The sequence below is a fragment of the Carboxydothermus pertinax genome (assembly GCF_001950255.1).
GTDB lineage: Bacteria > Bacillota > Z-2901 > Carboxydothermales > Carboxydothermaceae > Carboxydothermus > Carboxydothermus pertinax.
This window is the reverse complement of record NZ_BDJK01000020.1, coordinates 15711-35895: the sequence shown is the minus strand read 5'-3', so window position 1 is coordinate 35895 and position 20185 is coordinate 15711. Positions and strand designations below refer to the sequence as shown.

Annotated in this window: 20 protein-coding genes; 18 read left to right on the top strand and 2 right to left on the bottom strand. The window is 42.4% G+C overall.

Annotation, left to right across the window (positions count from 1 at the left end; genetic code table 11):
• The 16 genes from cpu_RS06830 to cpu_RS06755 form a co-directional block, all read left to right on the top strand.
• A partial coding sequence (locus cpu_RS06830; protein WP_143299307.1) for a YitT family protein occupies positions 1 to 539 on the top strand: 539 nt, incomplete at its 5' end.
• Positions 539 to 1381, top strand: coding sequence for a transketolase (locus cpu_RS06825; protein ID WP_369688857.1), 843 nt, complete (start codon positions 539 to 541; stop codon positions 1379 to 1381). The genes cpu_RS06830 and cpu_RS06825, both read left to right, overlap by 1 nt.
• On the top strand, positions 1369 to 2319 hold the full coding sequence (locus tag cpu_RS06820; protein WP_075859281.1) for a transketolase family protein: 951 nt from the start codon (positions 1369 to 1371) through the stop codon (positions 2317 to 2319). The genes cpu_RS06825 and cpu_RS06820 overlap by 13 nt, the downstream gene beginning before the upstream one ends.
• Before the next feature lie 206 nt (positions 2320 to 2525).
• Positions 2526 to 3206, top strand: coding sequence for a cell division ATP-binding protein FtsE (ftsE, locus tag cpu_RS06815; RefSeq protein ID WP_075859280.1), 681 nt, complete (start codon positions 2526 to 2528; stop codon positions 3204 to 3206).
• The gene (gene ftsX, locus cpu_RS06810) at positions 3203 to 4090 is read left to right on the top strand and encodes a permease-like cell division protein FtsX (protein ID WP_075859279.1); all 888 of its coding nucleotides are present in this window, start codon (positions 3203 to 3205) and stop codon (positions 4088 to 4090) included. Before ftsE ends, ftsX begins: the two co-directional genes overlap by 4 nt.
• A gap of 10 nt (positions 4091 to 4100) precedes the next feature.
• Positions 4101 to 5210 (top strand): murein hydrolase activator EnvC family protein, encoded by a 1110-nt coding sequence (locus cpu_RS06805; protein WP_075859278.1) that lies wholly within the window; start codon positions 4101 to 4103, stop codon positions 5208 to 5210.
• A 144-nt stretch (positions 5211 to 5354) separates the two neighbouring features.
• A complete protein-coding gene (locus cpu_RS06800; protein ID WP_088775895.1) occupies positions 5355 to 6488 on the top strand; it encodes a S41 family peptidase in 1134 nt (377 codons plus the stop codon).
• A gap of 13 nt (positions 6489 to 6501) precedes the next feature.
• The gene (locus cpu_RS06795; RefSeq protein ID WP_075859276.1) at positions 6502 to 7734 is read left to right on the top strand and encodes a PDZ domain-containing protein; all 1233 of its coding nucleotides are present in this window, start codon (positions 6502 to 6504) and stop codon (positions 7732 to 7734) included.
• 71 nt (positions 7735 to 7805) lie between these two features.
• A complete protein-coding gene (locus tag cpu_RS06790) occupies positions 7806 to 8417 on the top strand; it encodes a GNAT family N-acetyltransferase (RefSeq protein WP_075859275.1) in 612 nt (203 codons plus the stop codon).
• A gap of 79 nt (positions 8418 to 8496) precedes the next feature.
• Entirely contained in the window at positions 8497 to 9126 is a 630-nt protein-coding gene (locus cpu_RS06785; RefSeq protein WP_075859274.1) for an acetoin utilization AcuB family protein, read from the top strand.
• Between the two features lie 2 nt (positions 9127 to 9128).
• Positions 9129 to 10280 carry an acetoin utilization protein AcuC gene (locus cpu_RS06780; RefSeq protein ID WP_075859273.1) on the top strand — a complete coding sequence of 384 codons (1152 nt, stop codon included), beginning with the start codon at positions 9129 to 9131 and terminating at the stop codon, positions 10278 to 10280.
• Positions 10281 to 10357: 77 nt separating this feature from the next.
• Entirely contained in the window at positions 10358 to 12406 is a 2049-nt protein-coding gene (locus tag cpu_RS06775; protein WP_075859272.1) for a sensor domain-containing diguanylate cyclase, read from the top strand.
• A gap of 18 nt (positions 12407 to 12424) precedes the next feature.
• The gene (locus cpu_RS06770; protein WP_075859271.1) at positions 12425 to 14479 is read left to right on the top strand and encodes a diguanylate cyclase; all 2055 of its coding nucleotides are present in this window, start codon (positions 12425 to 12427) and stop codon (positions 14477 to 14479) included.
• A gap of 50 nt (positions 14480 to 14529) precedes the next feature.
• Positions 14530 to 15933, top strand: a complete 1404-nt coding sequence (locus tag cpu_RS06765; RefSeq protein WP_077177219.1) for an RtcB family protein — start codon at positions 14530 to 14532, stop codon at positions 15931 to 15933.
• Positions 15934 to 15955: 22 nt separating this feature from the next.
• Positions 15956 to 16147, top strand: coding sequence for a CooT family nickel-binding protein (locus tag cpu_RS06760; RefSeq protein ID WP_075859270.1), 192 nt, complete (start codon positions 15956 to 15958; stop codon positions 16145 to 16147).
• Positions 16147 to 16743 (top strand): uracil-DNA glycosylase, encoded by a 597-nt coding sequence (locus cpu_RS06755; protein WP_075859269.1) that lies wholly within the window; start codon positions 16147 to 16149, stop codon positions 16741 to 16743. Before cpu_RS06760 ends, cpu_RS06755 begins: the two co-directional genes overlap by 1 nt.
• 26 nt (positions 16744 to 16769) lie before the next feature.
• On the opposite strand, the gene cpu_RS06750 is transcribed toward cpu_RS06755, so the two are convergent.
• Complete coding sequence (locus cpu_RS06750; RefSeq protein ID WP_075859268.1) at positions 16770 to 17012, bottom strand: 4Fe-4S dicluster domain-containing protein; 243 nt, start codon at positions 17010 to 17012, stop codon at positions 16770 to 16772.
• Positions 17013 to 17124: 112 nt separating this feature from the next.
• Complete coding sequence (locus tag cpu_RS06745; protein WP_075859267.1) at positions 17125 to 17403, bottom strand: ATP-binding protein; 279 nt, start codon at positions 17401 to 17403, stop codon at positions 17125 to 17127.
• A 159-nt stretch (positions 17404 to 17562) separates the two neighbouring features.
• Between cpu_RS06745 and cpu_RS06740 the strand changes: the two genes are divergently transcribed.
• Together cpu_RS06740 and cpu_RS06735 are read left to right on the top strand one after the other, a co-directional pair.
• Entirely contained in the window at positions 17563 to 18702 is a 1140-nt protein-coding gene (locus cpu_RS06740; RefSeq protein ID WP_075859266.1) for a sugar ABC transporter substrate-binding protein, read from the top strand.
• A 94-nt stretch (positions 18703 to 18796) separates the two neighbouring features.
• Positions 18797 to 20116, top strand: coding sequence for a hypothetical protein (locus cpu_RS06735; protein ID WP_075859265.1), 1320 nt, complete (start codon positions 18797 to 18799; stop codon positions 20114 to 20116).
• Positions 20117 to 20185: the final 69 nt, after the last annotated feature.

Sequence of the window (20185 nt, the reverse complement as noted above, 5' to 3'; positions counted from 1 at the left end):
TTTTAGCTTCTTTATATGGCGGGGTGCTATCGGGGGTGGGGTTAGGCATTGTCTTTAAATTTAAAGGTAGCACCGGTGGTACCGATTTAGCGGCAGCTATTTTTCGCCGGTTTACCAAAACCAATGTAGGAATGACCTTGCTTTTGATTGACGGGTTGGTGGTTTTAGCTTCGGGAATTGTATTTAATCCGGAACAAGCGCTGTATGCGTTAATCTCTATTGTGGTTTCCAGCTGGCTTATTGACGTGGTTCAGGAAGGACTGGGCTATGCCCGGGCGTTTTTCATTATCAGCGATAAAACCGATTTAATTTCGGATAAGATAATTAACGAGCTAGACCGAAGCGGGACCTGTTTAAAAGGAGAGGGAATTTATACCCGGCAGGAAAAAAATGTTTTGCTGGCAGTGGTTAACCGCTCGGAAGTATCCCGTTTAAAGGAAATTGTCTCAAAAATCGACCCCAAAGCTTTTGTTATTGTGGCTAACGTCCACGAGGTTTTAGGGGAAGGATTTAAGCCAATAGCCAAGGAGGGGAAATAGTGCAGGACGAAATCTTGAATTTAAAGTTAATTGCAAACACCTTGCGTCAGCATGTAATAAGAATGGTGGGCGAGGCAAACTCTGGCCACCCTGGAGGTTCCCTTTCGGCAGCAGATATTTTGACGGTACTTTTTTTTAAAGAAATGCGGATTGATCCGGCAAATCCTCAGTGGCAGGACCGGGACCGTTTTGTTTTAAGTAAAGGCCATGCCTCACCCATTTTATATGCCGCCTTAGCGGAGCGAGGTTTTTTCCCCAAAGAGTGGCTTTTAGGGTTTCGAAAGATAAACTCGCCTTTGCAGGGGCATCCGGATATGAAAAAGGTTCCGGGAGTGGAGATGTCTACCGGTTCCCTGGGCCAGGGGTTTTCTACTGCCGTTGGTATGGCTTTAGGGCTAAAGCTTGACCGGAGTCCCGCTCGGGTTTATGCCCTTTTAGGTGATGGGGAAATCCAGGAAGGGATTATCTGGGAAGCGGCCATGGCGGCGGCCCATTATAAGCTAAATAACCTTACGGCGATTCTGGACTATAATGGACTCCAAATTGACGGGCCGGTACAGGAAGTTATGAATCCCGAGCCAATTGCCGATAAATGGCGGAGCTTTGGTTTTAAAGTAATTACCATTGACGGGCACAATATTTCCGAAATAATTAATGCTATAGACACTGCCCGCCAGTATTTAGAGGGCCCCAGCATCATTATTGCCAGAACCATTAAAGGTAAAGGTGTTTCCTTTATGGAAAACCGGGCGGAATGGCACGGAACTGCGCCAAAGCCAGAACAAGTAGAGAAAGCGCTGGCGGAGCTTTTAGAAGGGAGGGAAAAGCTGTGGGAGGAATAGCCACCCGCGAAGCCTACGGTAAAGCGTTAGTGGAATTAGGGCAAATTAATGAAAAAATAGTAGTATTAGATGCAGATCTCTCCAAGTCTACCAAAACTTCAGATTTTGCTAAAGCTTTTCCCGACCGCTTTTTTAACATCGGTATTGCGGAGCAAAACCTTATGGGAGTTGCGGCAGGCTTAGCAGCAGTAGGGAAGATCCCTTTTGCCAGTACATTTGCAGTTTTTGCCGCGGGCCGGGCTTTTGAGATAATCCGAAACAGCATTTGTTATCCCAAGCTTAACGTTAAAATTGCGGCAACCCATGCGGGCTTAACGGTAGGGGAAGATGGAGCTTCTCACCAGGCAATTGAAGATTTAGCCTTAATGCGGGCTCTTCCCAATATGAGAGTGTTTGTACCGGCAGATGCGGCTCAAACCCGGGCAATAGTAAAAAAAGCGGCGGATATTGAAGGACCGGTTTACATCCGCCTTGGACGTTCTGGCGTTCCCGAGGTGTTTGGTGACGATTATGAATTTGAGCCAGGAAAGGGAAAAGTCTTAAAAGATGGAAAAGATGTTACCCTGGTAGCAATCGGCATTATGACTGCAAAAGCCCTGGAGGCGGCGAAAATTCTTGAAACGGAAGGAATTGCCGCCCGGGTAATAGATATGGCCAGTTTAAAGCCTATCGATCGAGAACTTCTTGTAGAAAGCGCAAAACTAACTCAAGCGGTGGTTACCGCCGAGGAGCATTCGGTTATTGGTGGCCTTGGTGGAGCGGTGGCGGAAGTTTTAAGCGAAGAGTATCCGGTACCGGTGGTAAAAGTAGGCGTACAGGATGTATTTGGAGAGTCCGGAACCCCCGACAAGCTTTTGGAAAAGTACGGACTTACAGTAAAGGAGATTATAACGGCAGCCAAAAAAGCAATATCGTTAAGCCGCAGGCTCCAGACTTGAAGCCGCAGGCTCCAGGCTTGAAAAAGATAATAATAAGGACGGTAATCCCGGGGGAAAAGTTTTGGGGGTTCCGTCCTTTTTCATTGGGCAAAATTATGACAAAGCTTTAAAGCCTTGCCGGTAAGTTCCAGTATTTTTTTTGGGTAAAAACAAGGAAAAAGCCGAAACCTTGTCGAATAAAAAAAGGATGAAAGCGGGGGATACGGATGCTGCAGTTTTTTAACGTAACCAAAATTTATCCCGGCAGTATAAAGGCGTTAAGTGATATAAGTTTTAGGGTAGATAAAGGGGAATTTGTGTTTTTAGTAGGTGCTAGTGGTGCCGGCAAATCTACTCTTTTAAAACTATTAACCAGGGAAGAGGTACCAACTAACGGCCAAATTCTGGTAAGCGGGAAAAATATCGTCCGCTTTCGAGGGCGGGAGGTGCCTTTATACCGGCGAAAAATTGGCATGGTGTTTCAGGACTTCCGGCTTTTACCCAACAAAACCGTTTTTGAAAATGTAGCTTTTGCTTTAGAAATTTGTGGGTTGTCCGGAAAGCAGTTGAAAGAACGTTCTATGTATGCCTTAGAGCGGGTGGGTATGGCCAAAAAAGCTGATCGCTTCCCAGCGGAGCTTTCCGGTGGTGAAGCACAAAGGGTGGCGATTGCTCGGGCCATTGTTAATAACCCTATGCTGATTTTAGCGGACGAACCAACGGGCAATTTGGATCCGGATAATTCGCTAGCAATAATAAATCTTTTAAAGGAAATCAATTATACCGGCACTACCGTGATTGTGGCAACTCATGATGCTTTTATAGTGGATTCCTTTAGACAGCGGGTGATTGCCTTAAAAGACGGGAAATTAGTTCGAGACGAAGAAAGTGGGGCTTATGCCGGATGAGTTTAAACCTTTTAACGTACTACTTCAAAGAAGCCTTTAAATCGATCTTTCGCAATAGTTTTTTAAGCCTTGCATCGGTTTTAGTAGTTTTTATTACCATTTTCATTTTGGGTGTGGCAGCGCTGTTAATTATTAATGCGGGATATTTAGCGGATACTCTGCAGAACCAGCTAGAAATTTATGCCTATTTAAAAACCAATGCCGTTTCCATTGATACCCGTGCCCTTGAAGAAAAAATTAAGGCCATCGATGGAGTTGCAACGGTAAAATTTATCCCCAAGGAAGAAGGACTTAAAAAAATAAAAGAAAAGCTTGGCAAACGGGCAGATATTTTAGCAGGGATTGAAGAGCGAAACCCCCTTCCCGATGCTTATTTAATAAAAACTAAACGCCCGGAAGATGTACCGGTGGTGGGAAAAAAGCTTTCTAATTTTACCGAATTTGAAACGGTAAAATACGGTCAAGGGGTTGTGGAAAAATTATTAAAGCTAACTTCCCTGTTAAAAATTTTTGGATTAGGGGTAATTACTCTTTTTGGGCTGGGAGCGGTTTTTTTAATTATGACCACCATCCGCCTGGGAATTTTTGCCCGGCGCAAAGAAATAGAAATTGCCCGCATGTTAGGGGCAACTAATTGGTTTGTCCGGATGCCGTTTTTAATTGAGGGCGCTTTTTTAGGGCTTATTGGAAGTTTTTTGGCTACCATTTTAGTGGCAGTGGGATATTATTCGCTGCTGTTAAAAATAACCAAAACCCTGCCTTTTCTGGTGCTCTTTCGTGACCAGAACTTGCTGTCACTGACCTTTGGGGCTTTGGTAGGAGTTGGCTTGATTATTGGTATTTTAGGAAGTGTAATTTCTCTTAACAAGTACCTTAAGTTTTAGGGGGGATTTGGTGAAACGAGGAGTAGCGCTACTTTTAGTATTTTTAATATTATCGACAACTCCAATTTATGCCGAAAGTTTAACCTCAAAATTAAATAAAACGCGGCAGAAAATTGTCCAGACCAAACGGAAAATTGAAGACCGCAAAACCGATATCAAAAACTATGCTGAAGAAATAGCCCGGCTTGATGCTGAAGCGGAAAAGCACGCGCAGCAGCTGACCGCTTTATCCCGGGATCTTGTGTCTATTAAAAATAAAATCGCTTCAACCGAAGAAGAACTTTCCAGAACCGAAGAACTTTTAAACACCAATAATGAACTTTTTGAAAAAAGGCTGAAAGATTTTTACCAAAACGGCACTATTACTTATCTTGAAATTCTTTTGCAAGCGGAAAATTTATTTGATTTTATAAACCGCCTGGATTTTATGAGCCGGATTATAGAGCAGGATATTAAACTTTTAAATGATATTTCTAACCAAAAAAAGCAGTTAGAGCAACTAAAAGAAGAGCTTTTGCAGCAGAAAAATGAGCTTACCCTGCTAAAACAAAAGGAAGAGGAAGCACAAAAAAGTTTGCTGGCTGCTCAAAATGAAAAAGCCAAGCTTATTGAACTTGCTAAAAACGATGTAGCTCGGTATCAGCAGGAGGTAGACCGTCTGGAAGAAGAAGAGCAAAAATTAATTAAGGAAATTGTTAGGCAACGGCAGAGATCAAGTCCTGCCATGGGCAGCGGAATTTTTAAATGGCCAGTAGATGGCTACTACAATATTTCTTCTGGATTTGGATTACGGGAGCATCCTATCCTGAAAACCACGCGGATGCACCAGGGGATTGATATCCCGGCTCCTACTGGTACCGATGTGTTTGCCGCTCAAGCCGGTGTGGTAATTTATGCTGGGACAATGCAAGGCTATGGAAAAGTAATTATCATTGACCACGGCGGCGGCGTTTCCACCCTTTATGCGCATCTTTCAGCTATTAGAGTTTCGGTGGGGCAGCGGGTGGAAAAGGGCGAACACATTGGCGATGTGGGTAGTACCGGTCTTTCGACTGGTCCCCATCTCCATTTTGGTGTCCTCCTAAATGGTGAGTATGTAAATCCAATGCAATATTTCTAAAAGGCACGGAGTGTCCGTGTCTTTTTCTATCATTAAATACGAAATTATAAGAATTTGTTCCATATAGCATATCTTTTCTAAAAGTGCTACTATAATATTATTAACGCAAAGAAAAACTTAACAAAGACAGAGAGGTGTATATCGTTGTCCCGGAAGAAGATTATTGCCCTGGTGGTGGTGGTTTTATTCCTCTGGGGAATATTTGCTCTTGGAGGATATTTATGGAAAAATAATGGTGATAAGATAGAGACCTTGCTCACCGTAATTGCTTTAATTAAAAGCCAGTACTACCAGCCAGTTTCCACTGAAAAATTAATGAATGGTGCAATAAAAGGGATGGTAGAAGGCCTAGATGACCCTTATTCGGTATATCTTGATCCGGAACAGTTTAAACATTTAAATGAACAGATTACTGGAGCCTTTGGTGGGGTTGGGTTAATTGTTACCATGGAGGAGAAGCATATTGTTGTGGTAAAACCTATTCCCAATACTCCAGCGGCTAAAGCCGGCATTAAAGCGGGGGATATTATTGTAAAAGTAGCCGGGCGGGATACCAAAGGGATGGATTTAGATACGGCGGTAAGCTTAATGCGGGGGCCCGTAGGTACAAAAGTTAGCGTAGGAATTTTAAGACCCGGAGAAAAAGAAACCCGGGAGTTTACGCTGGTTCGGGAAACTATCACGATACCGACGGTTGAAAGCAAAATGCTTGATGATAAAATTGGCTATCTTGCTTTATCCCAGTTTACCGAAAACTCGCCGGAAGCGGTGAGAAAAGCGCTTGGTGACCTGAAGAGAAAAGGAATGAAAGGTTTAATTTTTGATTTACGGGATAATCCTGGTGGGGAGTTAACGGCGGCGGTCGAAATTGCTGACCTCTTTATTCCCAAAGGGAAAACCATTGTCTATGTCGATTACCGCAATCAGCCCGATGAGGAGGAAAAAGCTAATCTGCCGGCTTTAGGGCTTCCCATGGTAGTTTTGGTAAACGGTGGGAGTGCCAGTGCCTCGGAAATTGTAGCTGGTGCTTTAAAAGACTGGCAGGTAGCGGTTTTAGTAGGAGAGAAAACCTTTGGGAAAGGAGTAGTGCAATCAATTTTTAAGCTCCCCGGAAATGCTGGATTAAAGCTTACAGTGGCCCGTTACTTAACTCCGAAAAAACATGATATTAACAAAAAAGGGATTGAGCCGGATATAGTAGTTAAGCAACCGGCAGGAAGTAAAGAAGACCTTCAGTTATTAAAAGCGAAAGAAATTTTAGCCAAGAAAGTTAAATAAGCGAGGGAAAAGCATGCTCTGGCTTAAGCTTGCCGGAAATACTTTGTATACAGTTTTTCTGGCCTTATTTGAAAACCCTGTATTTTGGGTAGTGGTATTAATTATCGCGTTGCAATATTCTCGAATTTCGGGAAAGTTTATCCTGTCGCCAGGGGTAATTTATGACACATTTAAAGCCACCGCCCATGGGATAGTGGGAGGTATGTCCGGAAGCCTGGTGCTGGTTTTTTTAGGGATTGCTTTAAACGAGGCTGGACTTTCCTATCTGTGGCCTTTAGCAATTTTATTCATGCTTATAAACCCGAGGTTTTTATGTTTTTCCTACGCCGGAGGAGTAGTATCCTTAGCTTACCTTATTTTTGGTTTTCCTAAAGTAAATGTTGCTCAAATTGCAGCTTTAGTTGGGGTACTTCACCTGGTGGAGAGTGTCCTTATTTCCATTGGCGGGCATCTAGGGGCAAGGCCAGAGTATTTTAAGATTAAAACCGGACAAATTGTCGGTGGATTTGTTTTGCAACGATTTTGGCCCATACCGCTAGCAGCTCTGGTGGTGGTAACCCAGTTGCCCCAAACTACCGGGGGGATTCAAATGCCCGATTGGTGGCCGCTTATTAAAAGTAGTGAGACTACGCCTAATTTAATGTATTCTTTAATTCCGGTAGTAGCAGGCCTTGGCTATGGCGATATGGTAATAACCCGTTACCCCGAAGAAAAAAGCAAGTTATCGGCAATGTATCTTGGGGCTTACAGTATAATTTTAATTTTTCTGGCGATGCTTTCCATGAAATTCACTGTTATATCGTGGTTTGCTGCCCTCTTTATGCCTTTGGGCCACGAAGCGGTAATTTATTGGGGACGAAAGCTGGAAGAAGGGCGACCGCTTTTTGTTAATCCCGAAAACGGTGTTGGGGTAATGGTTTTAGGAGTTAATCCAGGCTCAATTGCGGATAGTGCCGGACTTAAAACCGGGGATGTAATTTTAACGGTAAATGGCGTTTACATCCACTCTCCCGAGGAACTTTTTCGAGAACTTTCCTACTCTTATGGGATGGTACCTTTAGAAGTATCCCGGCGGGGAAGCCACCGGATAGAAACTTTATACATGAAAAAATCGTTTTTTCCAGCGGATGTGGGGATTATTACGGCACCATCGCCTTATGATTCTTACATAGATCTAACACGAAAAAATCGCGGTTTTATTGGATATCTCTGGAGCAAAATCCGAGATCTAGCTAAAAAGTTATAATTATTTGTAGATAATAATTTTGCTATTTGCTATAATAAATTAAAACAAATAATTGGGAGCGTGGGATTTTCATGGTAGAGTTTAATACCCCATTGGGTACGGTAATTATTGAGAAGCATGACCGGGGCGATACGTTAAGAAGCCTTGAGATAGATGAAGGATTATCTAATTTCCGTCCTTACCGGAGACAAAAAGAAGCTTTAATAGATATAGCTAACCAGCCTCTGGGCTGGGTGGTAATTGCACGGCTTGGTGAAAAAATAGTCGGTTATGTTACTTTTCATTCGCCCGATGAGTTTACCCGCTGGGGAAAGGCCCATTTGCCGTTTTTGCTGGAAATGGGAGCTATCGAAGTAACTCCGGGGCTTCGCGGCACGGGGCTTGCCCGGAAGCTTTTAAGTGAAGCTTTTTCGGACCCGGTTTTAGAGAAATATATTGTCATGTCTACCGAATATTACTGGCACTGGGATTTAAAAAATAAAGGGATGGATGTCTGGTCCTACCAAAAAATGCTGGAAAACCTATTTTCTAGTGCGGCAGGGATGGAGCGGGTTTATACCGATGACCCGGAAATTACTTCTCATCCCGCTAATATGTTAATGGTCCGTTATGGTAAAGAATTAACTCCAGAACAGGTAGAACAATTTGAGGTTTTAAGATATGAGGGGAAAAAAGTATTTTAGGGAAAGTAATGTACTTTCCCTAAACTGTTTTATAAATATCCAGAAAATTTCTAATATTAAGTATTAAGAGGTGAACCTCATGCTGGTCAAAGATATCATGACCCGGGAACTGGTAACGGTAAAAAGTACTGAAACTATCCGGGAAGCAATGGCTAAAAGTCAGGAAAAAAGAATTCGGCATTTACCGGTGGTAGATGAGGAAAAACTGGTGGGGATTGTTTCGGACCGGGATTTAAGGTATGCCTGCCCTTCGCCTTATTCCGGGGAGAATGGACCCTGCTGGCAGATAAAAGTTGGCGCTATAATGCAAAAAAGGGTGGTTACTGCCCATCCCCTGGATCCGGTAGAGGACGCAGCCAAAATGATGCTGGAAAATAGGGTGGGGTGTTTACCGGTCCTTTTAGAAGACGAGCTTGTGGGTATAGTAACCCAGGGGGATATTGTAATGGCTTTTGCCGAATTAATGGGTGTATATAAGAGAAGCTCTCGTATCGAAGTCCGGGTGCCCGACCAGCCGGGAATGCTAGCGGAGGTTGCCCAAATAATGAAAGAATTAAATATTAACGTGGTGAGCGTGTTTTTGGCACCGAAAACGGAAAATGGTTTTAAAAATCTTATCCTGCGGATTGAAACCATGAATACCAAGCCTGTAATTGACCGGATTTTAGCCAAGGGATTTACCGTAATAAATCCCTTTGGAGAGGTATAAATATGGGTGGCAAGGCCTTTTTAATTTACGATGAAGAATATCTAAGTTATAAGCTTTCCGATGACCATCCTCTAAATCCGCAGCGGTATGCATTAACCGTAGAGTTAATGCAGATTGCAGGGATTTTAAACCCAGGAGAAATTATCCCACCCCGTCGAGCCACCTTGGACGAACTTTACTTGGTTCATGACCCAGCTTATGTTGAAGCGGTGATAAAATTAAGCAGTAATCCCGCAAAGGTGACTGGCAGCAGTTTTGGCCTAGGGTCTGAAGATAATCCGATTTTTTACGGGATGCACGAAGCAGCAGCATTAATTGCCGGGGGTTCGGCTCTGGCAGCGGAAATGGTTTATGAAGGAAAAGCGGACCATGTTTTTAATGTAGCCGGGGGGCTTCATCATGCTTTAAGGGATAGCGCCTCAGGGTTTTGTATTTATAACGACTTGGCGGTAGCAATAGCAAAGTTGCGGGAAAATGGTCTTAAAGTAGCCTATGTGGACCTAGATGCTCACCATGGGGATGGGGTACAGTGGCTTTTTTATCAGGACCCGGGAGTATTGACCATTTCTATTCATGAAACCGGCCGCTATCTGTTTCCCGGTACCGGGTCAATAACCGAACTGGGGGAGGGGGCGGCGTACGGCACTAAAGTTAATATTCCTTTAGAGCCGTATACGGAAGATGATTCCTGGCTTGGGGCTTTAGAAGAAGTGGTCCCGGATATAATTCGTAAATTTAAACCGGATGTTCTGGTGACTCAGCATGGATGTGATTCCCACCGCTTAGACCCTTTGACCCATCTGGCCAATACTACTTATGTTTTTCAAGAATCTACCCGACTTTTACATGATTTGGCCCATGAAGTCTGTGACGGGCGCTGGGTGGCGGGTGGTGGCGGGGGATATGATTACTGGCGAGTGGTTCCCCGCGCTTGGGCCATTGTTTGGGCGGAAATGACCGGGCGTGTTTTACCGTATGATGTACCGGCAGATTTCTGGCGAAAATATGAAAAGAAAGCCGGACTTTTTTTACCCCGAACTTTTTTAGATGAAGGGACCTCCGGGATTCCGCTGGAGCGCCGGCGGGAAATTACCACGAAAAATCAAAAAACGGTAGAACGGTTAAAAAACGCTTTAGCTCTTTTTTGGAGTTAAAGCGTTTTTTTATTAAAAGAAGGAATATGTAAAATTTTGTGGAATTTTAATAGCATCAGGTATACAGGAGGACATTTATGCGCTGGTCTTTTAAGCTACGTTTGCTTTTAGCCGTTTTGGTTGTTTTGTTTTTGGGGCTTTTAGCCCAAAGTATTTTAAAATTTATCGAAGATCGGCGGGAACTTTTGTCCTTTCATTATCAAAAAAGTATAGAGAACTACCAGCTAGTAGAATCTTTATTAAAGCACGAACAATTGCGGCTAAGCGTGGCTGCTAATCTGGTGCTGGCGGATAAAAAAATAAAAAGAGCCCTTTTGAATAATGATAAGGAGGGTTTAATCTCTGACCTTTTGCCCTTTTACCGGAAATTAAAAGAGCAAAGCATTGAAAATCTGCTTTTTCTTCTACCCGATGGTAAGGTCCTCTACCGCTTTCATGAGCCAAGTTTTAACGGTGATAGTATTTTAATACGCCCCCTGGTACGGCAGGTGCTATCTACGCGAAAACCTACTTTTGGGATAGAGTTAGGAAAATCCGGTGCTTATATTTATTATTTACTGCCGATTTATGATCAAAATCAAATTTTTTTAGGAGTTGTCCAGGTAGGAGAAGAGTTTGAACACTTCCTCAAAGGATTAGATTTGTTATCCCCTTATATTAATTTGTTTTTTTTGCCGGTAAATCAGGAAAATTTTGCGGTATATAACAGCAGTGACTTTGTGGGGACAGTTAAGAAATACGGAAACTGGTTTTATTTAGGATCAAATCAGCCGGAAATGGGAAAAAGGGTTTTAAATATCATGCCTCCTGAAAAGTTATTGAATTCTAAATCCGGTGTTGTGGAAATCAATTCAAGTCCTTACTACTTGCAAAGGTTTAATGGCAAAAATTTTACAGAAGTAATTCTTTGCCCTGCTTCAGACTATGAAACTTATGCTCGAAAAATTTTCTGGCAAGGGTTAATTCAGTTATTACTTTTAGGATTAGGAAGCGGCTTGTTAATTGTTTTCACGGTAAATAAAAGTTTAGAACCCTTAGAAGAAATTTTAAAAGCTTTTGCGGAAGTCAGCGTTAAAGGGGTTATGGGGATTGAGCCTTTAAAAGTCAGAGCGGTGCGGGAGTTTAAAGAATTTATTGCTGGGTTAAATGAGCTTATAACCTATGTCCGGGATGAATATACCGAACTTCAGGAAATTAACCAGTTTCAAGGGATTTTACAGCAGGAGACCCGGGAAGAAAATGTTTATTACTTAATAGTAAGTTTATTGAAACAAAAATTTAATATAAATAAGGTGGTAATTTTACGCTTAAATGAGAGTGAAGACCGTTTTGAGGAAGTGCTGGCTACCACTAGAATTGGTTGTCGTAAAGATGTTTTATATAAACCGGAACTTTGTAAAGTAAAGCGGACGGGAAAATCCTTATGGGTAAAAGAAAGTGTGGATTTATGTCCTGAGTTTACCGACGAGGATGATTATTTCTGCTATCCCATGATAATTGGCGGAAAAATTCGGGGAGTGATTCAGGCCAGGATTCCCAAGGAAACCAGGGTGAATTTTGATAAGGTGGTACGTTATTTATCTTTAGCGGCGCCGGTTATTTACAATACGCGGCTTTTAGCTAAAGCCCAAAAAAGAGCTTTGGAAGACCAATTAACCGGCCTTTATAATCGCCGTTTTATGCAGGGTTTTCTGGATAAGCAGCTGGCTATTGCTGAACGGACCGGACAGCCCTTAGCCGTTATTATGTTTGATTTAGACCATTTTAAAGAAATTAACGATAATTTCGGCCATTTGACCGGCGATGAGTTATTGAAGGTACTGGCAACCTTAATTCAGGAAACCGTTCGCCGGCAGGATTTGGCGGTGCGCTACGGCGGGGATGAATTTTTATTAATTTTGCCCGATACCGACCGGACTGGGGCCAAGGAATTAGCGGAAAAGTTAAAAAGAGCGATTGCTCAAAATATTTTCCCTGGAGCTATCGGAGGCATAAAGCTAACGGCTAGTTTTGGAATTGCCGTTTATCCCGAAGATGGGCGGCGGATAGAAGAGTTAATTCAAGTTGCAGATGATTATTTATACCGGGCCAAAAGAGAAGGGCGAAATTGTATTGTTAGTGGCTAATAAAAGAAGGTGGATAAGGTGACCGAAAGCCTGAGAGGGAAGCAAATTGTTATAATTTTAAGTATTGTCCTTATCTTTTCCCTGCTCGAGTGGGCTAATGCGCACCGAGTTTACAGTAAAATATTCAGGGATAAGGTAACGTTAGAGCAAAAACAGGTGGAAACACAGATAAACGTGTTAGAACAGGCCCAAACGGAGAAAATCTTCCTGGCTTTAAGAACCTTGGCCAGTGACCAAACCTTTTGTCAACTCTTGAAGGAAAAGAAGCGGGAAGGACTTAGTCGTTATCTTACGGCTTCTTTTTTAAACTGGCAAAATATGGGTATAGATAATATCGGGGTTCTTGATTCAGGGAAAAAGGTTATATTACGACTTGCGACGCCCGGGCTTTCAGGAGATAATGTAAAGAATTTTATCAATTTAAAAGGGGTACCGGGTGAATATGAAGCCAAACTTGTCTTTGGACCGTTAGGTTACCGCTTTCGGGTGGTTATACCGGTTTTTTACCAAAACAAGCTTGTCGGTTATTTAATGGGGGGTATGTTCTGGGAAAGGATTATTAATGAGATAAATGATACTGCGCCAAATTTTGGAATTGTGGCGTTTTTGGAAAATAACCAGTTAAAAAAGCTTGGCTTTACCCCAGATATGATTCAGGGAAAGTTTATTAACTTAGGTGGGAGCAGTTTAATTGCCCAAAACCGTGATTATCCCCTGGAATTTTTAAAAGAATTATCCCGGTTTAGCAGGAGTTTTCCGCCGGCTGGAATTTATAAAATTGCCGGCTCTAATTATTACCTGTCGGTTAAAAAAGGAAGTAGCGGCGAGCGGATTGTTTTTTTAACTCCTGTAGCTGAAAATTTAAAAACTTTTTACGGGGAAATAGGGGTGATGAGTTTATTAGTTGTTTTAGAACTTTTGGTTATTGGGAGTATTTTTGCTTATTTTAACCGGGAAATTTTAAAACGGGAAAATCTGGTTACAGCTTATTTAAAACAGTTAAATCAAAAGGGTTTAGACAAGCCGTTTCCCGAAAATTTCCAGGAATTAGGCGATTGTTCCGTGGAACTTAAGAAGTTTATTAAAAATACGGAGGAGCTTATTACAAGCTTAACGGCGGAAGTAGAATTAAACCGTTTACTGAAAAATGAAAAAGAGGAAGAGGGTATTTATAAGATCTTAAAGAATTTTTTGGAACGAAAATATAAAATTACTGATACCGCAATTTTAATCTTAAATGAAAGCCAAAACCGTCTGGAAATTAAAGCTTTATCGGGAGAAGTCCACTGCAATCCCCAGATTTTAGAAGACAAAGAGGTTTGTGCGGTTATTGCCCGGGGGAGGAAGGTAGTGAAGTTTCCCGGAAGTTTAGACCGGTGTCCGGAGTACCGGGGGAGTGGTTTTTATGCCTGTATTCCTTTAATTGTGGGTGGGGAGGTTAAAGGCGTAATTCATGTCACCTGTGCTACGGGGGAACAGGAAAAGCTAAAACGAATCGAACGACTGGTGGAAATTGCTGTACCGTATTTGTATAATGCTCGGCTATTAAAAGCTTTAGAATATTCGTCCATGATTGATGAACTTACTAAAGTTTACAACCGTCGTTTTTTGGTAAACTTTTTAGAAAAAGAAATAGCTTTTTGCCGCCGTCATGGAAGCCAACTGGGCTTAATTCTTCTAGATTTGGATAATTTTAAACATATTAATGATGTTTATGGACATTTGATGGGAGATGAAGTTTTAAAGAAAGTTGGTGAAATCTTAAGAAGTACGGTGCGAAATCAAGATGTGGTGGCCCGTTACGGCGGGGAGGAGTTTTGCGTGGTGCTGCCGGCTGCTGGCTGGCAGGGAAGCTATGAAGTGGCGGCCAAGCTCAAAAGTGCTATTAATGAATTAAAATTTTCCGAGCCAGGGATTTCGGTTACGGCTTCTATTGGTGTTACGGTCTTTCCCGAGGAAGCCAAAAATTTAGAAGAACTTCTGGGAGTTGCTGATAAACTTTTGTACCTTGCCAAAAATGCCGGGAAAAATCGGGTGGTAACGCTAAAAGACCTGGATTTACCCAACTCTTAGGGGTTGGGTTTTTATTTTAGCTCTGGTACAATTAAACTGTGGTGAGTATAATGTTAGAAAAAATAAAAGATAACCTCTACCTTTTACCCAAGCAAGGGAAAATGCAGGTAGATGGGTATGTGATTGCTCACAGCAAATTAATTCCTGCTCTTTATAATGATGAATCGTTAAAGCAACTCCAAAATGCGGCAAGTATTCCCGGGGTTTACCGGGCGGTTTACGGCATGCCGGATTTGCATGAAGGGTTTGGGTTACCAATCGGGGGCGTGATGGCTACTGTTTTACCGGAAGGCGTAATTTCTGCCGGGGCAGTGGGGATGGACATTAACTGCGGGGTGCGGCTTTTAACTACTCCCTTTGCGGCCCGGGAATTATCCCGGGAAAGATTACGAAAATTAGTAAGTGCCATTGAAAGATATGTTCCGGCGGGAGTTGGCAAAAAAAACCGGGAGAAGGAAGTGAGAAAACTCCTCCCTCAAGTTTTGGTGCACGGGGTGCGGGCTCTTTTGGAGGAAGGATACGGTATTGAGGAGGACTTAGCAAAAATAGAAGAGGGCGGGGTTATGCCCGGGGCCGATCTTAAAGCTTTGTCCGAGACTGCTTTATCCCGGGGTGCCGAAGGACTTGGTACTTTAGGAGGCGGAAACCACTTTATTGAGCTGCAGGAAGTAGTGGAAATAAGGGAGAAGCAACTGGCCGAAAGGTACGGGCTGTACCCGGGGCAACTATGTGTAATGGTTCATACCGGAAGCCGGGGGCTTGGGCACCAGGTGTGTACCGAGTATACCGAGATTTTATATAGAGCAGGACCCAAGTACAGAGTAAACGTACCGGCAAAAGGACTGGCAGCTGTACCTTTTTCTTCACCGGAGGGGAAGCAGTATTATCAGGCAATGGTGGCAGTGGCGAACTTTGCTTATGCCAACCGCCAGCTTATCACCTATTATTTAAGGCTGGTATTTAAAGAACAGCTGGGGGATGGAAAGCTTGACTTGGTTTATGATTTAGCCCACAATATTGCTAAAATAGAAGTTCATGACGAAAGAACAGTTTTAGTTCACCGAAAAGGGGCAACGAGGGCTTTGCCTGCAGGGCACCGGGCCAATTTACCGGCATTTAAAGAAACAGGCCATCCGGTATTAATCCCTGGAAGTATGGGAACGAAATCTTATGTGTTAAGAGCAACGCCCCAAATCACCCTAACTTTTAACTCTTTAAATCATGGAGCAGGCAGGAGTATGTCCCGAAAAGCATCAATTAAAAACATTACGGTTTCGGATTTAAAACAGGCCTTGGGAGAAATCCTTTTAAACGAGAAACCAGAAGCTGTCTTAGATGAAGCGCCCCAGGCGTATAAAGATATTGACTTGGTAATTGAGACAGTGACCGGGGCTGGTCTTGCCGAGGTGGTAGCGATTTTAAAACCTTTAGCCGTTATCAAGGGAAAAGATTAAAAATAAAAAGGGGGATGTAAAGATGTGTGAAGCCAGTGCTTTTGTGGTAAAGGGGGATAAGGAGGAGCTTTTTTTAGAACGGGTGGATAAACTAATACCCACCGAGGAGGGGCTTTTGCTGGAAAATATTTTTGGGCAGAGAAAAGTTATTAAAGCCCGGATAAAACGTTTAGAACTGGTGGACCACCGGATTTTGCTGGAGCGGGAGGAGTAATGGGGAAGCTTTTAACTTTATATGAAGAAGCTTTAGCTTGCCAGCGCTGTAATCTAAGAGCTCACGCCCAACGGGTGGTTTTTGGAGAAGGCAATGAAAATGCTCTTTTAATGCTGGTAGGCGAAGGACCCGGAGCCGAAGAAGATCGGCAGGGGAGGCCGTTTGTAGGGGCAGCCGGGGAACTTTTAAACAAAATATTGGAAGCCGCGGGGATTTCCCGGGAGGAAGTTTATATTGGCAATGTGGTAAAATGTCGTCCTCCCAATAACCGCGTGCCGACTAAAGATGAAGTGGCTGCCTGTCGGCAGTTTTTAGACCGGCAAATTGAGTTAATTAAACCTAAAATTATTGTTTGCCTTGGGGCTACAGCAGCCCAAGCTTTAATTGGACCAGAAGTAAGAATTACAAAAATTCGCGGCCTCTGGCATGAAAAAGGTGACATAAAAATAATGCCTACCTATCATCCGGCGGCGCTCCTTAGGGATCCCGCGAAAAAACGGCCGACTTGGGAAGATTTTAAGGCGGTGCGGGATTTGTATTTTGCATTAAAGCAAAATAAGGAAATAGAAGATTTTGAGCAATTACAACTATTTTAAGCTAAAAGGGCGGGGATGACCCCGCCCTAAATTTCTTTTAGTTTGTTTAGCTCTTCAACCAGCATTTTTAATTCATCATCATCTTTTGCATAGTATAACGCACCGGGTCCACAGTGATTTACGCAAGTGCCGCAGTTTTGGCACTTTTCCCGGTCGTACTTTAGCTTGTGCTCCGCGTGGTCAAAGTAAAGGGCGCCGTACAAGCAGTAAGTAGCGGCGGGGCAATCTTCATTTTGGTCGCAAAGGTCTAAATCAATGTGAATTGGCATAGGAACACCTCCGAAGATTCATAAAATTAAAAATTATTAGTAAAAGTATAACATATCTAAAGTATAATTGAAAAGTATTAAAGCAAAATAAAAACAACCCCCAGAGGGGTTGTTATTTTAAGCCGATGATAGATTCAAGTTTGGAAGTAAAATTTTCCCGGGCCCTTGTTATTTTTTCCAAAAAGATACCCAATTCCTCCGTAGTTTCAAACAAAGAGAGGGCGTTTAAAGCACACTTCTGGATGCATTGCCCGCAGCCGTTGCAAAGATCGGGGTTGAAAAAAAGCCGGCTTTCTTCGGGATGAAAGTAAAGAGCTTTAGTGCTGCAATAGGTGGCGGCGGGACAGGTGGGTTCCTTTAGACATGCGTCGTAATCGATGTATAACGTCATTTCAAGCCCCCCTCAAAAAATTGTTAGCAAATATTATTATATAATAGAGCAAAAATATTATTTACTATATAATAACAGAACCCCTGGGATTTGTAAAGGACTAAGTGGATAAACTGCCGGTATTTTTACAAAAATAAATGTAAAGGGGGGTTTTTGAAAATGAAAAAAGCTCTTGTATTTTTTTTGGCAGTTTCTTTAATAATTAGCCTTACCGGTTGTCCCGATAAAAAAAGAAAACCTTTGCCACCTAAAATTTTCCTGATGGTAGCCAAAAGTAAGGAGGAAAAAGATTTAATAAAAACCTTTGAAGCCAAAGCGAAAGAAAAGAAATGGCAAGTTATGATTAAAAGTTTAAATGCTAACGAAAACCGGGAAGAGAAAATTTTAACCCAAATTACCGGCCGAAAACCTAAAGGGGTTATCTGGGAGACGGCAGGTTCGCCTAAGGCCGGTATATTGGCACAAAAACTTTACCGGGAGAGTAAAATTATCTTTTTAAAAGATATCCCCTACAGTGCTTGGGGAGATGGGGCGATCCTGTTGGATTACAAAAAAGGAGCGGAGCTTATGGCTAAAAACCTGGCCCTTTATGAAAAAACGGGCAAGGTATTGTTATTGGCGGCCAATCGCCAGAAACTTTCGGTAAAACTTTTAGAAGAGAGTTTAATGAAGGAGCTTACGGCTCTTGGTAAAAGCGTTACAACCGGAGAACTTTTAGTTAAAGACCAGAGAAAAGTTCTAGCCGGGGTAAAAAAACTTGCCGAAGGACAAAGCATTATTGCTTTAGATGGAAAAATCGGAGAATTATTAGCCGAGGTTGGAATGAATAAAGAAAGAGGCGTGATTTTTGCTTCAATGGAGCTTACGCCCAAAATTGCCCAAGCAATTTATCAAAATAAACTTTTAGCTTCTATCGACCCTCTGCAGGAAGTTATCGCGGCCAAAGCGGTGGAGGAAATGGATGGACTTTTAAAAAATCGCGGCTTTAAAGGTGAGACTAAAATTATGGTAAAAAAGGGAGAACTTCCGGTAATTTACACGCCCGTTCGACTGGTTACCCGGGAAAATATTGAGGAACTGCAAAAAACTTACGGTAAATTTAAAGCAGCGGCAAAGCAGGGGCAGGATAAAGATAATCAAAAACAGGGAAAAACTACCCGGGTAAAGATTACTACCAGCCAGGGGAAAACCATTGAGCTTACGGTGGAAGGGGAAATTACGAGAATTGAAACCGGACCTGAAGGTGGCAAAGAAGAAAAAAAGGGGGGAACAGCGGAAACAAGAAGAGTTTGGAGGTAGGGGTCAGTAAAAATTTTTAATGAAAAAATAACAAGCATTAGAAGAATTTGGTATAATATTTTAATAAGGTGATTGCAAAAGGGGGGAAGGGGCCTTGAGAACTTTTTTTCAGCTCATTTTGGCTTTGATATTTACTTTTTATTTAATGTTGGTACCGTCTTTAGAATTGAAAAGGGAAGTAATTTCTTTAGAAGCCGATGACCAGGCGGTTACTGCTTTTAAGCCTAGCGGTTCGATCTTTAATTCCCTTGCTGACGGGGGAATAAAAAGAGCGTTATCGTTGGGTTTAGTCCGGAAGTTAGAACAGGAGATAAATTTAGGAAAATATATCCTTTACCTCGATGAAGCAATAAACGATGCTACGCGTATCGCCATTAGTTTTTATCTTTACTCTAATCGGGATTATATTGATCTGTCTAATACCCGGTTAGAAGTGGAGCTTTTACTACCAGGCGCAGAAAAACTATCAACCTTAACCCGTTTACAAATGGGAGAAAGGGTAGTTCACGGGTATATTTTTAGCAATTATCTTGGAAAACCCCGGGAAGTAATTATTAAAGGTGGGTTAAAAGTTAATAACGGGAGTATTCTAGGTTTTGAAAAATCTGTATCTTGTCCTGTTGCGGGAACTGTTCGCGAAGTATATGTGGGAAAAAGTCTCGGAGGTACTCCCGAAATTTTTGTGAAAAAAGTAATTTTAGCGCCAACCCAGTGGGCAGTGGTGGTTAACCTAAAAGGAAGGCGGGAAGAACTTGAAGCTTTTAGATATTTAAATCTGCCTGTAAAGCTTTACAGTGATGGTAATATACTGGAATTATTAGGTGTAGGTTCCAGTATTGGAGGGATACCTCCCCGGTTAGATGAATACTTTTATTTTTTACCCGGGGGGCAGGAAAAAGGGGCTTTACTTGGAGTAAGCTGGCCGGACGGCAATACCCGGGAAATATATATTGACTTTGCCAGAAGCCAGATAAAACCACGGGTAGAGATTACCCCGATTTACGATAACGTACCTAAACCTCCCGTGTCTAAACCGCCGATTCCAGCAAAACCTGCACCAGGCCAGGGGCAATTGCCCTTGCCTGCCAGTCGGGTACTAAAAGGAATTGATTGGGTGCGGCAAAGCTGTAAAGAGCTGTTGGTATGGATACCGGAAAAAAATTACGCGAAAATACGGGAGATTTCTGATGAAGTGACGGCTCTTGATATAAAAGATGCTTTTAGAAATCTTGATAATTTTAAATTAGAGCTTGTGAATTTTAACTACCAGGAAGACCAGAACGGTTATTTAGTAAGCATGTATGTCGAAATTAGAAACGCGAAAGATAACAGCTATCTTGGAAGTAGTGAACTGGTATTGCAATTTGTTCAAAACGGAGAAATATATAAGTTAAGTAAATTTAGTAAAAACTAATTGACAAATCCTACTTTTTTCGTTACGATAAAAGTGACGGGTATAATCCCGCTTCCTTTTTCCCCAACA

Excerpts from the sequence above, each read along its gene's own strand:
- ftsE (WP_075859280.1), top strand. The coding sequence starts at position 2,526 with ATGCTGCAGTTTTTTAACGTAACCAAAATTTATCCCGGCAGTATAAAG.
- ftsX (WP_075859279.1), top strand. The coding sequence starts at position 3,203 with ATGAGTTTAAACCTTTTAACGTACTACTTCAAAGAAGCCTTTAAATCG.
- cpu_RS06795 (WP_075859276.1), top strand. The coding sequence starts at position 6,502 with ATGCTCTGGCTTAAGCTTGCCGGAAATACTTTGTATACAGTTTTTCTG.
- cpu_RS06790 (WP_075859275.1), top strand. The coding sequence starts at position 7,806 with ATGGTAGAGTTTAATACCCCATTGGGTACGGTAATTATTGAGAAGCAT.
- cpu_RS06785 (WP_075859274.1), top strand. The coding sequence starts at position 8,497 with ATGCTGGTCAAAGATATCATGACCCGGGAACTGGTAACGGTAAAAAGT.
- cpu_RS06780 (WP_075859273.1), top strand. The coding sequence starts at position 9,129 with ATGGGTGGCAAGGCCTTTTTAATTTACGATGAAGAATATCTAAGTTAT.
- cpu_RS06775 (WP_075859272.1), top strand. The coding sequence starts at position 10,358 with ATGCGCTGGTCTTTTAAGCTACGTTTGCTTTTAGCCGTTTTGGTTGTT.
- cpu_RS06765 (WP_077177219.1), top strand. The coding sequence starts at position 14,530 with ATGTTAGAAAAAATAAAAGATAACCTCTACCTTTTACCCAAGCAAGGG.
- cpu_RS06760 (WP_075859270.1), top strand. The coding sequence starts at position 15,956 with ATGTGTGAAGCCAGTGCTTTTGTGGTAAAGGGGGATAAGGAGGAGCTT.
- cpu_RS06755 (WP_075859269.1), top strand. The coding sequence starts at position 16,147 with ATGGGGAAGCTTTTAACTTTATATGAAGAAGCTTTAGCTTGCCAGCGC.
- cpu_RS06750 (WP_075859268.1), bottom strand. The coding sequence starts at position 17,012 with ATGCCAATTCACATTGATTTAGACCTTTGCGACCAAAATGAAGATTGC.
- cpu_RS06745 (WP_075859267.1), bottom strand. The coding sequence starts at position 17,403 with ATGACGTTATACATCGATTACGACGCATGTCTAAAGGAACCCACCTGT.
- cpu_RS06740 (WP_075859266.1), top strand. The coding sequence starts at position 17,563 with ATGAAAAAAGCTCTTGTATTTTTTTTGGCAGTTTCTTTAATAATTAGC.